19 protein-coding genes and 1 other RNA gene are annotated in these 15857 nt (G+C 55.7%); 11 read left to right on the plus strand and 9 right to left on the minus strand.

Annotated features, from left to right (window positions below):
- Positions 1 to 161: 161 nt before the first annotated feature.
- On the plus strand, positions 162 to 2039 hold the full coding sequence (locus AAAC48_RS05210) for a DUF87 domain-containing protein (RefSeq protein ID WP_340653155.1): 1878 nt from the start codon (positions 162 to 164) through the stop codon (positions 2037 to 2039).
- Between the two features lie 8 nt (positions 2040 to 2047).
- Here the strand turns inward: AAAC48_RS05210 and miaA are convergent, their stop codons facing one another.
- Positions 2048 to 2929: a tRNA (adenosine(37)-N6)-dimethylallyltransferase MiaA gene (gene miaA / locus AAAC48_RS05215; protein ID WP_340653156.1), complete on the minus strand. Its 882-nt coding sequence runs from the start codon at positions 2927 to 2929 to the stop codon at positions 2048 to 2050.
- 26 nt (positions 2930 to 2955) lie between these two features.
- Between miaA and serB the strand changes: the two genes are divergently transcribed.
- Entirely contained in the window at positions 2956 to 3843 is an 888-nt protein-coding gene (gene serB / locus AAAC48_RS05220) for a phosphoserine phosphatase SerB (protein WP_340653157.1), read from the plus strand.
- 214 nt (positions 3844 to 4057) lie between these two features.
- Here serB and AAAC48_RS05225 read toward each other — a convergent pair whose 3' ends face one another.
- The 7 genes from AAAC48_RS05225 to AAAC48_RS05255 all read right to left on the minus strand — a co-directional run bounded on the left by AAAC48_RS05225 (position 4058) and on the right by AAAC48_RS05255 (position 9919).
- Positions 4058 to 5611: a DegQ family serine endoprotease gene (locus AAAC48_RS05225; protein ID WP_340653158.1), complete on the minus strand. Its 1554-nt coding sequence runs from the start codon at positions 5609 to 5611 to the stop codon at positions 4058 to 4060.
- 105 nt (positions 5612 to 5716) lie between these two features.
- Positions 5717 to 5902, minus strand: coding sequence for a DUF2065 family protein (locus AAAC48_RS05230; RefSeq protein ID WP_340653159.1), 186 nt, complete (start codon positions 5900 to 5902; stop codon positions 5717 to 5719).
- 11 nt (positions 5903 to 5913) lie between these two features.
- Positions 5914 to 6855 (minus strand): protease modulator HflC, encoded by a 942-nt coding sequence (locus AAAC48_RS05235; protein ID WP_340653160.1) that lies wholly within the window; start codon positions 6853 to 6855, stop codon positions 5914 to 5916.
- Entirely contained in the window at positions 6852 to 7955 is a 1104-nt protein-coding gene (gene hflK, locus AAAC48_RS05240; RefSeq protein WP_340653161.1) for an FtsH protease activity modulator HflK, read from the minus strand. The genes AAAC48_RS05235 and hflK overlap by 4 nt, the downstream gene beginning before the upstream one ends.
- Before the next feature lie 190 nt (positions 7956 to 8145).
- Positions 8146 to 8646 carry a dihydrofolate reductase gene (locus AAAC48_RS05245; RefSeq protein ID WP_340653162.1) on the minus strand — a complete coding sequence of 167 codons (501 nt, stop codon included), beginning with the start codon at positions 8644 to 8646 and terminating at the stop codon, positions 8146 to 8148.
- Between the two features lie 55 nt (positions 8647 to 8701).
- Positions 8702 to 9496 carry a thymidylate synthase gene (locus tag AAAC48_RS05250; RefSeq protein WP_340653163.1) on the minus strand — a complete coding sequence of 265 codons (795 nt, stop codon included), beginning with the start codon at positions 9494 to 9496 and terminating at the stop codon, positions 8702 to 8704.
- Positions 9497 to 9607: 111 nt separating this feature from the next.
- Positions 9608 to 9919: a DUF2853 family protein gene (locus AAAC48_RS05255; protein ID WP_340653164.1), complete on the minus strand. Its 312-nt coding sequence runs from the start codon at positions 9917 to 9919 to the stop codon at positions 9608 to 9610.
- Between the two features lie 143 nt (positions 9920 to 10062).
- On the opposite strand from AAAC48_RS05255, the gene ssrA reads away from it, so the two are divergent.
- The 5 genes from ssrA to AAAC48_RS05280 all read left to right on the plus strand — a co-directional run bounded on the left by ssrA (position 10063) and on the right by AAAC48_RS05280 (position 12437).
- Positions 10063 to 10420: a transfer-messenger RNA gene (gene ssrA, locus AAAC48_RS05260) on the plus strand.
- A gap of 135 nt (positions 10421 to 10555) precedes the next feature.
- Positions 10556 to 10918, plus strand: coding sequence for a metalloregulator ArsR/SmtB family transcription factor (locus AAAC48_RS05265; protein ID WP_340653165.1), 363 nt, complete (start codon positions 10556 to 10558; stop codon positions 10916 to 10918).
- Entirely contained in the window at positions 10890 to 11363 is a 474-nt protein-coding gene (locus AAAC48_RS05270; protein WP_340653166.1) for an SRPBCC domain-containing protein, read from the plus strand. Before AAAC48_RS05265 ends, AAAC48_RS05270 begins: the two co-directional genes overlap by 29 nt.
- A gap of 49 nt (positions 11364 to 11412) precedes the next feature.
- Positions 11413 to 12189 (plus strand): thioredoxin family protein, encoded by a 777-nt coding sequence (locus tag AAAC48_RS05275; protein ID WP_340653167.1) that lies wholly within the window; start codon positions 11413 to 11415, stop codon positions 12187 to 12189.
- The gene (locus AAAC48_RS05280) at positions 12189 to 12437 is read left to right on the plus strand and encodes a hypothetical protein (protein ID WP_340653168.1); all 249 of its coding nucleotides are present in this window, start codon (positions 12189 to 12191) and stop codon (positions 12435 to 12437) included. Before AAAC48_RS05275 ends, AAAC48_RS05280 begins: the two co-directional genes overlap by 1 nt.
- Positions 12438 to 12502: 65 nt before the next feature.
- Here AAAC48_RS05280 and AAAC48_RS05285 read toward each other — a convergent pair whose 3' ends face one another.
- Complete coding sequence (locus tag AAAC48_RS05285) at positions 12503 to 13711, minus strand: multidrug effflux MFS transporter (RefSeq protein WP_340653169.1); 1209 nt, start codon at positions 13709 to 13711, stop codon at positions 12503 to 12505.
- Between the two features lie 219 nt (positions 13712 to 13930).
- On the opposite strand from AAAC48_RS05285, the gene AAAC48_RS05290 reads away from it, so the two are divergent.
- The 4 genes from AAAC48_RS05290 to AAAC48_RS05305 form a co-directional block, all read left to right on the plus strand.
- Entirely contained in the window at positions 13931 to 14632 is a 702-nt protein-coding gene (locus AAAC48_RS05290) for a TetR/AcrR family transcriptional regulator (RefSeq protein ID WP_340653170.1), read from the plus strand.
- Between the two features lie 211 nt (positions 14633 to 14843).
- Entirely contained in the window at positions 14844 to 15422 is a 579-nt protein-coding gene (locus tag AAAC48_RS05295) for an SspB family protein (RefSeq protein WP_340653171.1), read from the plus strand.
- 8 nt (positions 15423 to 15430) lie between these two features.
- On the plus strand, positions 15431 to 15643 hold the full coding sequence (locus AAAC48_RS05300; protein ID WP_340653172.1) for a DUF4169 family protein: 213 nt from the start codon (positions 15431 to 15433) through the stop codon (positions 15641 to 15643).
- Positions 15640 to 15857, plus strand: a 218-nt coding sequence (locus AAAC48_RS05305) for a ribbon-helix-helix domain-containing protein (protein WP_340653173.1), incomplete at its 3' end; no start/stop codon positions are given. The genes AAAC48_RS05300 and AAAC48_RS05305, both read left to right, overlap by 4 nt.

Consider the following 15857-nt stretch of genomic DNA (forward strand, 5'->3'; position numbering starts at 1 on the left):
TCCGTCAACGGCAAAATAGCAGGTTGATTGAAAAGCTCTGTTCAAAGCTCGTGTCGGTACAGACAATTGTCGTTGTGGCGCTAAGATAATCTCAATGCCTCAACGTTAAGGTGTTTCAACGTGTAAAAACACTCCCCGGTCAGGTCTGAGATAGTCACAACATGAGCGCTGAAGCTTCGCCCTCCGAACCACCAAGGCCACTGGTTCGAAACCGGACCGATGGACACGTCATTGAGTGCAATGGCGAGAAAGCCATCATTTACGCCAAGACCGGAGCGTCAGTATCAGTTTCGGAGGACTATTGGGCGGTCGGCCAGCTCATATCCATCCAGGTTGCCAGTAGTCGTGTGGTCGGCCTGGTCTACAAGGTTGATCTTCCAAATGCCCAGTGGGAACAGGGCATCGATCAAAGCATCCATATCCATGTTGAGCTCGTCGGTCAGGTTCATACGCTAACTGACGGTACGTTACGATTTTCTTCCGGGATCGCTACCTACCCACATATGGGCGCGATTGCGCACCGTATCCGCTCTGCGGACCTGGCGACGATCTATACGTCGACCCTTACGAACACTGTTTCCGTTGGCCATCTGTCCCAGAATGCCGATATACCTGCCATGATCTCGATCGACAGTCTCGTTTCGCGGCACTTCGCGGTATTAGGAAGCACTGGCGTCGGCAAATCCAGCGCGGTTTCGTTGCTTCTGCGCAAGATTGTCAGCCAGAGACCGGATTTGCGGGTCCTGATCCTTGATCCGCACAACGAATTCGCCAGTGCCTTTCCCGAGCATTCGATTTCGATCGACTACACGACATTCGATCTGCCCTATTGGCTATTCAGGCTTGAGGAATTTGCCGAAGCGGTTTTCCGCGGCAGGCCAACAATACCGGCCGAGGTTGATGCGCTACGCGATCTTATTCCAGTCGCCAAGGAACGTTTCGCCAGTGCTGAAGCTACAGTCGCAACATCACTTCTGAAGAAAGATCGAGACTATTCCTCGATGACAGCTGATACTCCGGCGCCGTATCGGATCGCTGATTTGATCAAGCTGATTGACGAGCGTATTGGCCAGCTGGATGGCAAACCGGATCGCCCGACAATGAAGGCGCTCAGGCAGCGATTGCAAGCCTTGGTTGCCGACCCACGCTATCGCTTCATGTTCTCTGCACCCACGACCATGGATACAATGCGTCAGACCATCGGGCATATTTTCCGGGTACCGAAGAACAATCGTCCCATTTGCGTCTTCCAACTGGCTGGACTGCCGTCGGAAGTCGTGAACTCCGTCGCATCGGTGCTTTGCCGCATGGCTTTTGATCTTGCCGTATCCAGCGACGGCCGAGTGCAGACACTCGTTGTTTGCGAGGAAGCCCATCGCTACATACCCGCTGACGCCAATGGAGGCTTCTGGCCTACCCGCCAAGCCATCGCCCGCATTGCCAAGGAGGGCCGCAAATACGGCGTATACCTCTCGGTTGTCACCCAACGCCCGGGCGAACTCGATCCAACGATCCTCTCTCAGTGCAGCACAGTCTTTGCCATGCGACTTGGCAATGAGCGGGATCAGGAGATTATTCGCGGCGCCATCACCGGCGCATCTCAAAGCACAATCGGGTTTTTGTCGTCGATCGCCAACCGCGAAGCCATCGCCTTCGGCGAAGCAGTTCCGACACCAATGCGCATGATGTTTGAGACAATCGCTCCCGATCAGCTCCCGGCCGCCCACATGGCAAGGACACAGCAATCAGTCCGCCTCGGCGATTCTCACATATCTCTCGACACTATCTTGATGCGGATGCGCCAGCTCAATGCTGCAGAAAACACCAGCAACGATGATACGAGCGACTCTTTCGAAAGCATCATCAGCGAACCAATTGCAAGTCAGCGCCCCTCCGCCTTTCAGGATCCGGCAAGACTGCAATGGCGGAATTTGGACGCGGCGATCCGTAAGGAAGAACCGCCCAAACCGCAGCCGGAAAACACTGAACGGTTCCGGGCCAGTGATCTCATTCGAACTTTTCGCAACGACAAGACGTGACCGGCCAATCACGGACAAGGCAACCTTTCCCAGTCTTCGCCAAGTTGGTTACGAAACCACGTCATCTGCCGTTTGGCGTATTGCCGGGTGGCGATTGTCGCTAGCTCTGCCGCCTCTTCGATACGAAGGCGACCGGCGAGCATCTCCGAAATCTCGCGCACGCCAATGGCCCGCATGGCGGGAAGCTCCGCCGAAAGTCCAAGCGATAACAAGGCTTTGACCTCGTCTGTGGCTCCACCCCTCATCATCATTTCGAACCGTGTTGCAATGCGCTCGCCCAGCCACTGCCGGTCAGGTGCGATGATAATCTTGCGTGCTGCTTCGCCGTTAATCAGCGGTCTGCCGGTTTCCTTCTGCCATTCGATAATGGACCGACCGGAAGCATTAATGACTTCAAGTGCCCGGACAATTCTTTGACTGTCGGTCGGCCGTAAACTTGATGCAGCCAAGGGGTCTTTTCTGGTCAGGATCGCATGGAGCTTCTCGGCCCCCTGCTCAGCATCCTGTTGGCGCCAGTAGGCCCTTATATCTGCTGGAATCTCCGGCATGGCCGAAAGACCGCCGAGAAGCGCGCGAAAATAGAGCCCGGTTCCACCGACGAAAATCACAGTCTTTTCAGATAGTTCTAGCCTGTTCAAAGTCTTCTCTACATCGCAGAACCACTGGCCGGTTGAATAGGCGATGGCAGGCGAAACATGGCCGTAAAGATAGTGCGGAGCGACCTTCAGATCGTCGGGTCCGGGGCGTGCCGTCAAAAGGTTCAGCACATCATAGACCTGCATGGAATCGGTGTTGATGATCACACCCCTGGTCTCTTCTGCCAAACGAAGCGAAAGCGCTGACTTGCCGCTGGCTGTCGGTCCGGCTATCAGGATTAGCTGTCTTGTCACATCAACCGTCCAATCGGAATTGCCCCATGCCACTTATGGCCACACTCATCGCCAATCCTGCTACATCGAGCCTTGTACCTTCGCTTGGGATTAAAGCCTCGGCGGCGGTCAATGCAACAGGTCTTTATTGGCTGGCCGATGGAATTGCCTGTGACATTGCCCTCAAAGAAGGAACTGACACTGCTGACGCCTATGCGGAATTGACCCGGGCGATCGATGGCGCACCAATCGATATTGTCGTGCAAAATCAAGATAGTAGACGAAAAAGAATTTTGATTGCCGACATGGATTCAACGATGATCCAGCAGGAATGTATTGATGAACTGGCCGAGGAAGCAGGATTTCGCGACAAGGTCGCAGCCATAACAGCGCGGGCAATGAATGGCGAAATCGCCTTCGAACCCGCCCTGCGCGAAAGGGTATCGCTGCTGAAAGGTCTCCCTTATTCCGTGATCGACAAGGTCATCGCGAGCCGCATCACGCTGATGCCCGGCGGGCCGGAACTGGTGCGTACAATGAAGAAGCACGGCGCCTATACCGCTCTCGTTTCTGGCGGGTTCACGGTCTTCACTCAGCGCATCGCAGACATGATCGGTTTTCACGAGAACAGCGCTAACATATTGATGGACAATGGAGAAACGCTGACCGGAGAGGTCAAGGAACCCATTCTCGGCCGTGAGGCAAAGGTCGCCGCGCTTCGCTCGATTTGTGATCGATTCAACCTGTCGCCGGATGAGGCAATAGCGGTCGGCGACGGAGCAAACGACCTCGGCATGTTGCAACTTGCCGGTATAGGTGTGGCATTACACGCGAAACCTTCAGTTGCTGCGCAGGCCAAGATGCGGATCGATCACGGCGATCTGACCGCTCTCCTCTATATCCAGGGCTATCGGAAGACCGATTTCGTCGTCTGACCCAAATTTCGCGTCTCTACACCAATTATTCTCGCATGGTTGAGAAACTTGTGCGAGAGTCACCAATTATTGTGCGATAATCGCCGGATTCTGTGCAGATTTCTATAGATCTTGCACAGGACCGTCCGAACTACCGATATTCATAAATCAAAAATTGCCGCTGCAACACAACAAACCGCACCCTGCAGTACGGCGCGTTGGAGACACCGATTCATTAGTCCATTTGAAGCGTCACGAAACGCAGTTCGCCGGTTTTTGACGCCAGCATCAGCAGGGCATTCTTGCGACCTTCGTCGCGCAGCTTTTCAATCCGCGCTGCGACATCCTCAGGAGTGGAGACTGTCTCCTGCGCGATGTCGACGATCACGTCACCGGCTTCGATACGCTTGTTGGCGGCAATGGAGTCTTTCTGGACTTCGGTAACGAGGACACCTTGGACTTCCTTAGATATGCCGAACGACTTGCGGGTCTCATCATCAAGCTTGCCCAACGTCATGCCGAGGACATCGACGTCCCGAACGGCCCCGTCTTCGCCCTGACCGGTCTGGTCACCCTTCTTGGCCTGTTGCTGGTCGCTGTCTTCAAGCCGGCCGAGCGTAACCTTTACGGTCTGCTCCTTGCCCTTGCGGACAACGACAACATCCACTTCCTTCCCAACCGGACTTTCGGCAACGACACGCGGCAGATCCTTGACGTTGTTGACATCCTTGCCGTCGAAGCGGGTGATGACATCTCCTGCGAGAATGGAACCATTGGCAACCGGACCACCCTCGATGATCCCTGCAACCAGCGCCCCCTTGCTCGACGCCATTCCGAGACTTTCGGCGATCTCATCAGTCACCGGCTGGATACGCACGCCGAGCCAGCCGCGGCGCGTCTCGCCGAACTGGCGCAGCTGCGCAATCACGCCCGAGGCCAATTCGGCTGGAATCGCAAAACCGATGCCGATCGATCCGCCCGTCGGCGAAATGATGGCTGTGTTGATGCCAATGACCTCACCATACATGTCAAAAAGTGGACCACCCGAATTGCCTCGATTGATTGCAGCGTCGGTCTGGATGAAATTGTCGTATGGACCTGAATTGATATCGCGGTTGCGCGCGGAAACGATACCGACAGTCACGGTGCCGCCAAGACCGAACGGATTGCCGATGGCCATGACCCAATCGCCGATACGGGTTTTGGACGAATCGCCGAATTTGACCGCAACCAGCTTGTGTTTCTTCGGGTCGACCTTAAGCACGGCGAGATCGGTCTTGGTGTCCTTGCCGACCAATTCCGCCTTCAGCTTCGAGCCGTCATTGAAATTGACTTCGATCTCGTCCGCATCGGCGATCACATGATTATTCGTGACGACGATACCCTGCTCCGCATCGACGACGAAGCCGGAACCCAGCGATTGGACCTGATGGGAGGGATTGTTCTCACCGGGTTTCTGCTTGCCGAAATACTCATCGAAAAACTCCTGGAAGGGCGAGCCTTCTGGCACTTTCGGCATCGGCACGGGACCCGACTCACCGTCCTGGCCCTTGATCGTCTGCGATGTTGAGATATTAACGACGGCGTCAATCAGACCAGCGGCAAGATCTGCCACGGAAGCCGGCCCTTGCGCTCTTGGTTGTGCGCTGTTCGGTGCAGGGACTGCCGCCTGGGCCTGGGCGTTCGCCACCGTCACGAATGTTGGTAAAACGCTCGTTGCAGCCAGCGCTAGCAGTGCAATTGCTGCCGTAGCAGAACGTAAGATGGTGCGACCAGTGTTTAAAACCATGCGTTCGGGCCTTTATGGGTGAACTCAGAATAATACAACAGAACGGCGAGAGTAGACAAAAATATGACCGCCGACACAAAGGTTTGATGACAGCGCGTCTTTGAGTTACCCGCGAGCCAGCCAGACGATGGCTACGCCAATCGCAACAGAAGCCACACCGGCAACACGTAAAAATCCATCGGGCTGCTCACTGACGTCGCGCGCCACGCGCTTTGCTATCAGCGGAAAACAGCCGTAGAGCAGCCCCTCGAAAACGAGAAACAGCCCTACAGCATCGAGAAAATCGATCATTGCTTCCCGCCCTAATTAGGGGCGGGCGTTGGTGCAGCCACCGGGGGCGTTGCACCGCTGACTGGAGGCAAAGTACCCTTGGAGTCCTGGAAATAGCGGAAAAACTCGGAATTGGGCGAAAGCACCATCGTCGTTCCCGTATTATCCAGTGCCGTGCCATAGGCTGTCATAGACCGGTAGAAGGCAAAGAAGTCCGGATCCTTCGAGAACACGTCGGCAAAGATGCGGCTGCGCTCGCCTTCGCCCTGACCTCGGGCGATTTCAGATTCCTTGCGGGCTTCAGCAATGATCTCGACCACCTGACGATCGGCAATTGCCTTGATGCGCTGTGCCGCTTCACGGCCACGGGCACGCAGGCGTTCTGCCTCTGCCAGACGTTCGGCCTTCATGCGGTCGAAGGTCTGTTGAGATACTTCCTGTGTCAGATCCGTCCGGCGAATGCGCACATCCGTGATCTGCAGGCCCAGCGATTCCGCATCAGGGCGAAGCTGTTCGCGTACCTCGTGCATCATACCTGCGCGCTCGTCAGAAAGTGCTGCTTCAAAGCCACGCAAACCGTAAACGCCGCGCAGCGACGCATCGAGACGGGTGCGCAGGCGCGCCTCGGCCAGCGTCACGTCACCTGAGACGGTCTGCCTGAATTTGCGCGGGTCGGTGATCCGGTAAACGAGGAAAGCATCGACTTCATAGAACTTGCCGCCTGAAACCTGAACACGGATATTGTCGAGTTCAAAGCTCAGCAGACGATCTTCGATCATCTGCACATTATCGGCTTCCAAAAAACCGAAGGGTAGTTTGAAATAGATGCCGGGATCAGCCTTCACGTCGACGATCTGACCGAAGCGCAGCACGATGGCCTGCTGACCGGCCCGGACAACGAAGATCGACGAATAGGCGAGCAAGGCAATGAATGCGATCAGACCCGCGAGAAGAGGGAGACGGTTCTGGTTCATTGCTTTGTCCCCTCGGTGGTCGGGCTAGGCTGCTTCTTCAGTTCCGGCAAGGGCAAATAAGGTATGATGCCTTGGCCGCTCTGATCGACGATCACCTTGTTCGAATCCTTCAGCACACGCTCCATTGTTTCGAGGAAAAGACGCTTGCGGGTGACGTCCGGCGCCTTGACGTATTGGTCATAGACCGAGGTGAAGCGTTGGGCCTCACCCTCTGCTTCCTGGACGATACGGTTCTTGTAGGCAGCCGCATCTTCGCGGATCTGCGCACCTTCACCGCGCGCCTGGCCAAGCTTCTGGTTGGAGTACTGGTTCGATTCCTCGACAAAACGGTCTTCGTCCTGCTCTGCACGCTGAACTTCATCGAAGGCATCGGCGACTTCGCGTGGCGGCGCTGCATCTTCGATCGAGACAGCATTGATCTGAACGCCGGCGCCATAGTCATCGAGCGTCTTCTGGATAATACCGCGGACGTCGTTGGCGATGCCGGCACGGTTGTCACGGAAAATGTCCTGCGCAGGGCTGCGGCCCACGATCTCGCGCATGGCGCTTTCCGAGACCTGCTGCACCAGATTTTCAGGGTTTTCTACGTGGAACAGATAGGCGACCGGGTTCGAAACGCGATAGAGCACCGAGAACTGTACATCGACGATGTTCTGGTCGCCCGAGAGCATCAGGCCTTCCTTGGCGCCGCGCGCGCCCTGCCCGCCAATATTCTTTTGCTTCTCGACGATCTCGACCTTTTCATAGGATTCAATCGGCCAGAAATGGAAATGCAGACCCGGCTCGGCAATGTCCTGTTTTGGTTTACCGAAGCGCAGTTCGACGGCACGCTCATCCGGCTGTACGGTATAAATCGATTGGAAAAGCCAGAAAGCAAACAGAGCCAAGGCAATGAGGCCCCAGATCGCCGGACTGCCACCAGAACCGCCGGGAAGCGCCTGGCGCAGACGGTCCTGGCCGCGGCGGAGGATATCTTCAAGGTCGGGGGGATTGCCTCCACCGCCGCCTTGTGGTTTTTGACCCCACGGTCCGCCACCGCCACTATTATTACCGCCGCCACCCCATGGGCCGCCGCCGCCGTTCTGATTACTCCAGGGCATCCATACCTCTTAATTTGAACGAAAGCGCCACCCCGTGGCTCCTCCCGCTAACGCAACATCCCGTTTATAGGGATGGCAAGGCGCGCTTTCAACGCACGCAACGGCTTTTCAAGCGGATTTGGTAAAAAGCCGAAGGATTATGACTGTTTATCACAATATTTTCATATCGCTTGAAAATTCGCGTTCCGTATCAGCGTCGCTCATAAATGACAAAGCGCGTTGGATAATTGTCCTTTTCGCCGGCAGGGAAATCTTCCGTAGAGATTTCCGCCCAGACCTTTGGGTCGATTGCCGGAAAATGTACATCACCTTCCACCTCGGCCAATACCCACGTCACATAGAGCCGGTCCACTCGGTTCAAGGTCTGGCGAAAGATATCTCCTCCGCCAATAATGCAAATCTCGTTCACCTTGTCGGCCCCGGCATGACTTCCAGCGATCATCAGCGCCTCGTCGACTGAGCGCGCCGCAATCACTCCATCGATGGAAAAGGCGGGATCGCGGGTGACGACGATGTTCGTGCGGCCAGGTAGCGGGCGACCAAGAGAATCCCAGGTCTTTCGCCCCATGATAATGGGCTTGCCCATCGTGGTGGCCTTGAACCGCTTCAGATCCGAGGACAAGCGCCATGGCAGGCCATTCTCACGGCCAATCACACCGTTTTCGGCAATCGCAACTACAAAACTGATCATTCAGGCAACATCCGTTTCAAACGAGTATTCGTCTTCACAAGGCCTGCTCGAAGCTTCAAACCGCGATCGGCGCCTTGATGCTGGATTCGGCGACGTAATCTAGAAGACGGAAATCGTCATATTTGAAGGCGAAGAGATCGGTCACTGCCGGATTAATGTACATTTTCGGCAGCGGGCCTGGTGTTCTGCGCAACTGCAGCCTCGCCTGCTCGAAATGATTGGCATAAAGATGCGCATCGCCGAGGGTATGAACGAATTCACCCGGCTGCAATCCCGTTACCTGCGCGATCATCATGGTCAGCAATGCATAGGAGGCGATGTTGAATGGCACGCCGAGGAAGATATCGGCTGAACGCTGGTAAAGCTGGCACGAGAGTTTGCCATCGGCCACATAGAACTGGAACAGGCAGTGGCAGGGTGGCAGCGCCATTTCGTCAACCAGCGCAGGATTCCACGCCGAGACGATCAAACGTCTTGAATTAGGGTTTTTGCGTATCGCATTCAAAAGATTAGCGATCTGGTCGATATGCCTGCCATCGGGCGCCGGCCACGAACGCCATTGATAGCCATAGACCGGTCCCAGATCGCCGTTCTCGTCGGCCCATTCATCCCATATGGTAACACCGTTTTCCCTGAGATAGGCGACGTTGGTATCGCCCTTCAGAAACCATAAAAGCTCATGGATGATGGATTTCAGATGCAGCTTCTTCGTCGTCAGAACCGGAAATCCGGCCGCGAGATCAAACCGCATCTGATAGCCGAAAACAGAGCGGGTGCCAGTACCGGTGCGATCGCCGCGATCGGTACCCTTGTCGAGCACATGTTGAAGAAGGTCGAGATAAGTACGCATGGGCTATCTTTAGCAGATTCGGCCAACGAAGCACTAAAACTTGTCCATGATCCACAGTAGCAAAATCCCCGGCAATGAGCCGGGGATGATTCGGTGAGCGGCAGGAGAAGTTCAGATACTACCCAGCGCGCCGAGCGCCTTTGCTGTCAGATAATAGAAGGTGACGCGGCTCTTGCTGTTGTCCCCCTTCATGGCCGCGCAGACCGATTCAATCGCTGCATCAGCCTTGCTGGCATCGGTTATGCCGAGCTTCTTTTCGACCCAATTGGTGCGAACGCGCTTCAATTCGTCCGGATCCGTGCAGGAGACCAGCGACGAATCCCTGTTGCGCAGGGCAATTCCGAGATGTTTAACGATTTTTGCAACTGTCGCCTCATCAGCAGCCGCATCGTAATGACGTACATCCTTTAGATAGTCACTCATGGAAAAATCCCCTGATTGTTGGGTCCAATGGGCTTATTGCACCCTCCCTGACGTAAAGACACCGCACAAACTGGCAGATGCATGAGGCGATGACTCATTAGACACCTTGGAAACATTCCTCAGCATCGTTTCCAAGTCAATCCACTCTTTCAATTCAACAAAACAGCCCCTATATAAGTCCTGCTGGCTTCGGCCAGCTATGGTGATAAACGGACGATGCAATAAGCCCATTGGACCCGGGGGCGGTACCCGGCGCCTCCACCACAATGCAGCTGTTGTCGCTGCCTTGTGGCGGGGGCGAAATAGGATCGACAAGGGTGTAAAGATCGCTCTTTTGCCCGGCATTGTACCACCGTTATCGGGCTAACTCAGTAGTTGCAAACGACAACTATGCGGAAGCACGTCTCGCCGCTTAATGCGGTGCGATAGCTTCAAATCAAGTCCTAGGGGTTCGCACTTCTAGGCGGGGTTCGGAGGCACCTGGCAACAGAAGCCTCCACTTCTCCCTCCCCTTTCCCTTGCATCTACCGGCCATTCAATCCGAGCGGCTGTTCGCGATTCAAATCATTGCTTGACGTCGGCCATCCGAAGGCGTATTAAACCTAAAAGTTAAATAACCAACTGGTTTAATACGAAATGACACCCGATCGACTCGACCATATCTTCTCTGCACTGGCTGACCCGACGCGCCGGGCAATACTGGCCCGGCTCGCGCTCGGCACCACTTCAGTGACCGAGCTGGCCGAACCCTTCAAGATGTCAGGGCCGGCAGTGACCAAGCACCTGAAAGTGCTGGAGCGGGCCGGTCTGATCATCAGGGGCCGTGAGGCCCAGTGGCGGCCATGCAGCCTCGATGCGGCCCCGCTCAAGGAAGCTACGGACTGGCTGGAGCGTTACCGGCGCTTCTGGGAAGACAGTTTCGATCGCCTGGAAGAATATTTGCAGGATGTACAGACAAATGGAGAGAAAGATGTCCGAGACAGCTCACCTGACAAATGAAACTGCTGGCCGCGTCCTGACGATCAAGCGCGTATTTAATGCGCCTCCTGCCCTCGTCTTCGACGCCTTTGCCGATCCGAAGCGCATGCTGCAGTGGATGGGCCCGCGCGACTACCCGGCAACCTATGTAGAAGCCGATCTGCGGGTTGGCGGCAAATGGCGCGCCTGCCTCGACTCCGCCGCCAGCGGTGAAAAACTCTGGCACGGCGGTGTCTACCAGGACATCGTACCGGGCAAACGCCTCGCATTCACCTTTGCCTGGGATCAGGAAGATGGCAGGCCCGGATTGGAAACGCTCGTCAACATTACCTTCGAACCGCAGGATGAGAAGACGCTGATGACATTCCGCCAGAGCGTCTTCGACACGCCGGAAAGTTGCCGGGGCCACGAGCAAGGCTGGAACAGTGCCTTCGACCGGCTGGAGGAGCTGCTCTCACAAGAGTAGCGAGCGACAACTGCATTCGCATTGGAGCATTCAGCATCAGGAGGAAGCAATGCAACATGAGATCGCATCACGGGACGAATGGCTGAAAGCGCGGGTTGCGCTTCTGGCCAAGGAGAAGGCTTTCACCAAAGCGCAAGAGGAAATGAGTGCGCAGCGGCGGGCTTTGCCCTGGGTCAAGATCGACAAGGAATATGTTTTCGACAGCCGGTCCGGAAAGGTAGCGCTCTCCGATCTGTTCAATGGACGCAGCCAGCTCTTTCTCAAGCATTTCATGATGGGACCGGGTCAGGAAAACCAGTGTGTCGGCTGCTCGCTGGAAGTCGACCACATAGAGGGTCTTCTTGCACACCTCGAAAATCACGATGTCTCTTACGTCGCCGTGGCGCGTGCACCGATTGGCGAGATTGAGGCACTGCGCAAGGCGATGGGCTGGCACTTCCCCTGGGTTTCGTCTTTCCACAGCGATTTCAACTACGATTTCAATGTGTCCTTCACGCCAAAGGAAGTGGCGGAAAAGAACGCCTACTACAATTACCGGCACACCGACCCCGGGCTGAAAGACCTCTCGGGCGAAAGCGTGTTCTACAAGGACGATAACGGCCAGATCTTCCATACCTATTCGGCCTTTAGCCGCGGCGGCGAGCAGTTCCTTGGCATTTACGGCTATCTCGACGTCATGCCAAAGGGCCGCAATGAAACCGGCCCCCACCATAACCTCGTCGATTGGGCGCGGCCGAGGAACATGTATGGCAAGGGCGGCACCGTGGGTAACAATGGCCGCTATCACGCGCCGGGCTGTGCCTGCGGTGCGCATGCGGCTGCCTGATGTGCTGCGCAGTTGGAGCCTTGTTCATCGCCCTGATCGCCACGTGGCGTACGAGGTTCAAGACCGTACTCGGCTGGTGGCCGCGGGCACGAGTAGCCGTAGGCTTTGGTACCGCAGCCATTGTTCTCATCGCCGGCTCGGCACTCGCGGCAGAACATTTCTCCCGCTATGTCGCCCGGGCCCAGGCAAACCAACGAGGTGTCCTGGCCCAGATTCTGGCTCAGCCAATCTGCATTGGCAGCACGTAAGACAATGAGAGCCCGGAACGATGTCCCGGGCTCTTCTCTTCATATCTGATGGAGGATCAGAATTCCTATTCAGCAGCGGCTTCCGCCTCGACGACACGGCGGCGGCCGATTGTTGCCTGTGTGAGCACGAGGGCACCTACCGCGCAGAGGGCAATGCCTGCAGCCATCGGGAGCGCCGTTCCATCGAAGAACAGGCCGGCAATGACCATGGCGACAGCCGAGGTTACAAAGTGCAGCGTGCCCATCAGAGCAGAGGCGGTGCCTGCAATCTCGCCGTGATCCTCAAGCGCGAGCACAGATGACGTCGGGATCACCAGCCCGAGGAAGCCGTAGCCCGCGAAAAGAAAGGCGGCCATCACCGGCAGTTGATTGAAGCCGAGGCTCATGACCACGACCATCGCTGCCATCACGAACGAAAAGGCAGTTACGGCCAAGCGCATGACGCGCACCAGCCCAAACCTGTCGCCGAGCCAGCCGGTCAACTGCGATACCGTGAAGAATGAAACCGCATTGATCGAGAAGGCCATGCTGTATTGGATCGGCGTCAGGCCATAGTGATCGATGAGCACGAACGGCGAGTTGGCCAGATAGACCAGGAAGCTGGAAATACCGAGGCCGCCGATGAAGGTGAGCGTGAGGAAATTGCGATCACCGAGAAGCAAGCGATAGGCCGCCATGGCGCTTCCGAGGCCACTTTCCGCCCGCGCCTCTTTCGGGCGCGTTTCTTTCAGCTGTGTCGACAGCAGTATCAGGCCGATGAAGGCAGCGATCATCACCGCCCAGAACACACCGCGCCAGCCGTAGAACTCAATGACGGCACTACCCGTCAATGGAGCAAGAATGGGCGAAATACTGAAGACCAGCATCAACAATGACATCAGCCGTGCTGCCTGCACGCCAGTATGCATGTCGCGAACGATGGCACGCGGAATGACCATGCCGGCAGCACCGCCGATACCCTGGAGAAAGCGGAATGCGATCAATGTTTCAATATTACTTGCCAGGGCGCAGCCGATGCTTGCCACCGCAAACAGGCCGATGCCGATATAAAGCGGTGCCTTACGGCCCCACATATCTGACAACGGACCATAGAACAGCTGGAAGATAGCGAAGGAGATGAAGAAGGCCAGAAGGCTCATCTGCACCGCAGTGTTGTCCGAACCGAGTTCCTTGCCGATCGAAGGCATGGCCGGAAGGTACATGTCGATTGCAAAGGGACCAATGGCAGTCAAAAGACCGAGGATGAGGGCCGTACGAAAGAAGGAGCTCGTCATGATGATTATCTTTCAGAAAACTACAGCGCGAAACCGGATGCCTCAGCGCCGCATTGCTCTCAGGGGAGGTTCGAATTCGAATTAGGTACTAGGTCGGTAAGGGCGCACGGACTTGGGAGGACGGTGCTCTCACGTTTTACAGGTCGTGTCTAATAATTTGGACACAACTGTAAACTAGACACTATTGTCTAAAACGTCAACACGCATTATCTTCGCATCATGAAAAATCGCGACGACCTTCCGATCAAGGCAACAGGCCATACCCAACGTGGTCAGTGTTCAAAACGCATTTCAATACTCGACGCTGCTGCGAACGTATTTTGCCGGGAAGGTTTTTCTGGTGCGAGCATAGATGAGATTGCCGTCGAGGCCTGTGTGTCGCGCCAGACGATATACAATCATTACCGCGAAAAGGAAACGCTGTTCACTGCCGTTGTCGAAGACGTCATGGATCGTGCCAACGCAATGCTTTATTCGATCTTGGCAACTTTTCCAGACAAGTCGGATAATCTCGAAGACGATTTGACCGCTTTCGCTATTCGCCTCACCAAGAATTGCCTGTGCAATCAGGACGGAAAATTCTTGCGGAAGCTGGTGCAGTCGGAGGGCGAGCGGTATCCGCATCTTTTTGAGGCATGGCGGCAGCACGGCCCCGGCAAGATCAGTACGGCCCTAGGTGCACTGTTTGCGCGACTTTGCTACAAGGGCGCCTTGCAAATAGACGATTTCGATCTTGCTGCACGCCAGTTCCTTGCCCTCGTCAATGCGGATCTGCAGATGATCACCCTGTTCGGCGAAACACCGACCAGTGAACAGCTGGAAAGTGCGGCACGCAATGCCGTGCATACTTTCCTGCGTGCCTATGCAAAACCGGCAGGCGAGACCACCTCCCGCACGCCGACGCTTGCAGCTGTCAGTTAGGCCCAAGGACCATAGGGACCCTGCCGCACAAAATTTGCCGTAACCAATAACCAGAAATGTCGTTTATGCCCGTCAATTTTGGCGCGGTGCGTTAAATTTATCTGTGCGGCTGACAAGCGGTCGCAATTCCGTTAGCCATGCGCCATAATGGTCGTAATACGCATCCCATCTCCGCTTGACAGAGAGGGGTGAATCCATGGGATAAGAATGCATGCCACAAGATATGATCCGCTACGATATACTTGCCCAGGAAGCGCTTCGCGGCGTCATCCGCAAAGTGCTTGGTGAAGTCGCCAAGGCGGGTCTTCCCGGCAATCATCATTTCTTCGTCACCTTTCTTACGGGCGCTCCCGGCGTTCGCATCTCGACGCGCCTGCATGAGAAATATCCGGAACAGATGACGATCGTCCTTCAGCATCAGTTCTGGGACCTTCAGGTCACCGATACCTTGTTCGAAGTCGGACTCTCCTTCGGCGATGTGCCAGAGCGTCTGGTGGTTCCCTTCTCCGCGATTCGCGGCTTCTATGATCCGTCGGTGAATTTCGAACTGGAGTTCGATGTCGAGGTCGAAGAGACAGTTGGCGACAACGACCAAGGGGTCACCAGCATTGCTCCTGCGGAGCCGGAAAAACCAAAGGTTGCGACGCCCAGCGCCAAGCCGAAGCCACCGGTGAAACCAGCCAAGAAACCTGTCAAAGCTGGCGAAAAGCTGGAAAGCGACGCTGTGGAGACCGGTGAAAAATCGTCCGCGTCCGTCGTGTCGCTGGATTCTTTCCGCAAGAAGAAATAGCTGTCGCGGTGGCCGAGATCGTCAACCTCCGACTGGTCAAAAAGCGCAAGGCGAAAGACGCCAAGGAAAAGATCGCGGCTGAAAACCGTATTCTTTTCGGACGCACCAAGATCGAAAAACAGTTCGAGCGCGAAGCCAACCGCAAAGCAGCACGCTTTCTCGACGAAAACCGCCTCGAAAACCGCGATACCCCCACAGAAACCGACGCGGATGGCAAGTGAGCCTTGTCCGTAAACGATCGGTCACCATTCATGGACACCGTACGAGCTTTTCGCTGGAAGATGCCTTTTACGACATCATGATATCTATCGCGCAAGACCGTTCCATTACGCTGGCAAGCCTCATTGCCGAGATCGACGAAAGCCGCGATCGCAATTCGAACCTTTCATCGGCACTGCGGATTTATGCCCTCAACTGGGTGAGAAACAACAATAA

The organism is Phyllobacterium sp. (assembly GCF_037994405.1).
GTDB lineage: Bacteria > Pseudomonadota > Alphaproteobacteria > Rhizobiales > Rhizobiaceae > Phyllobacterium.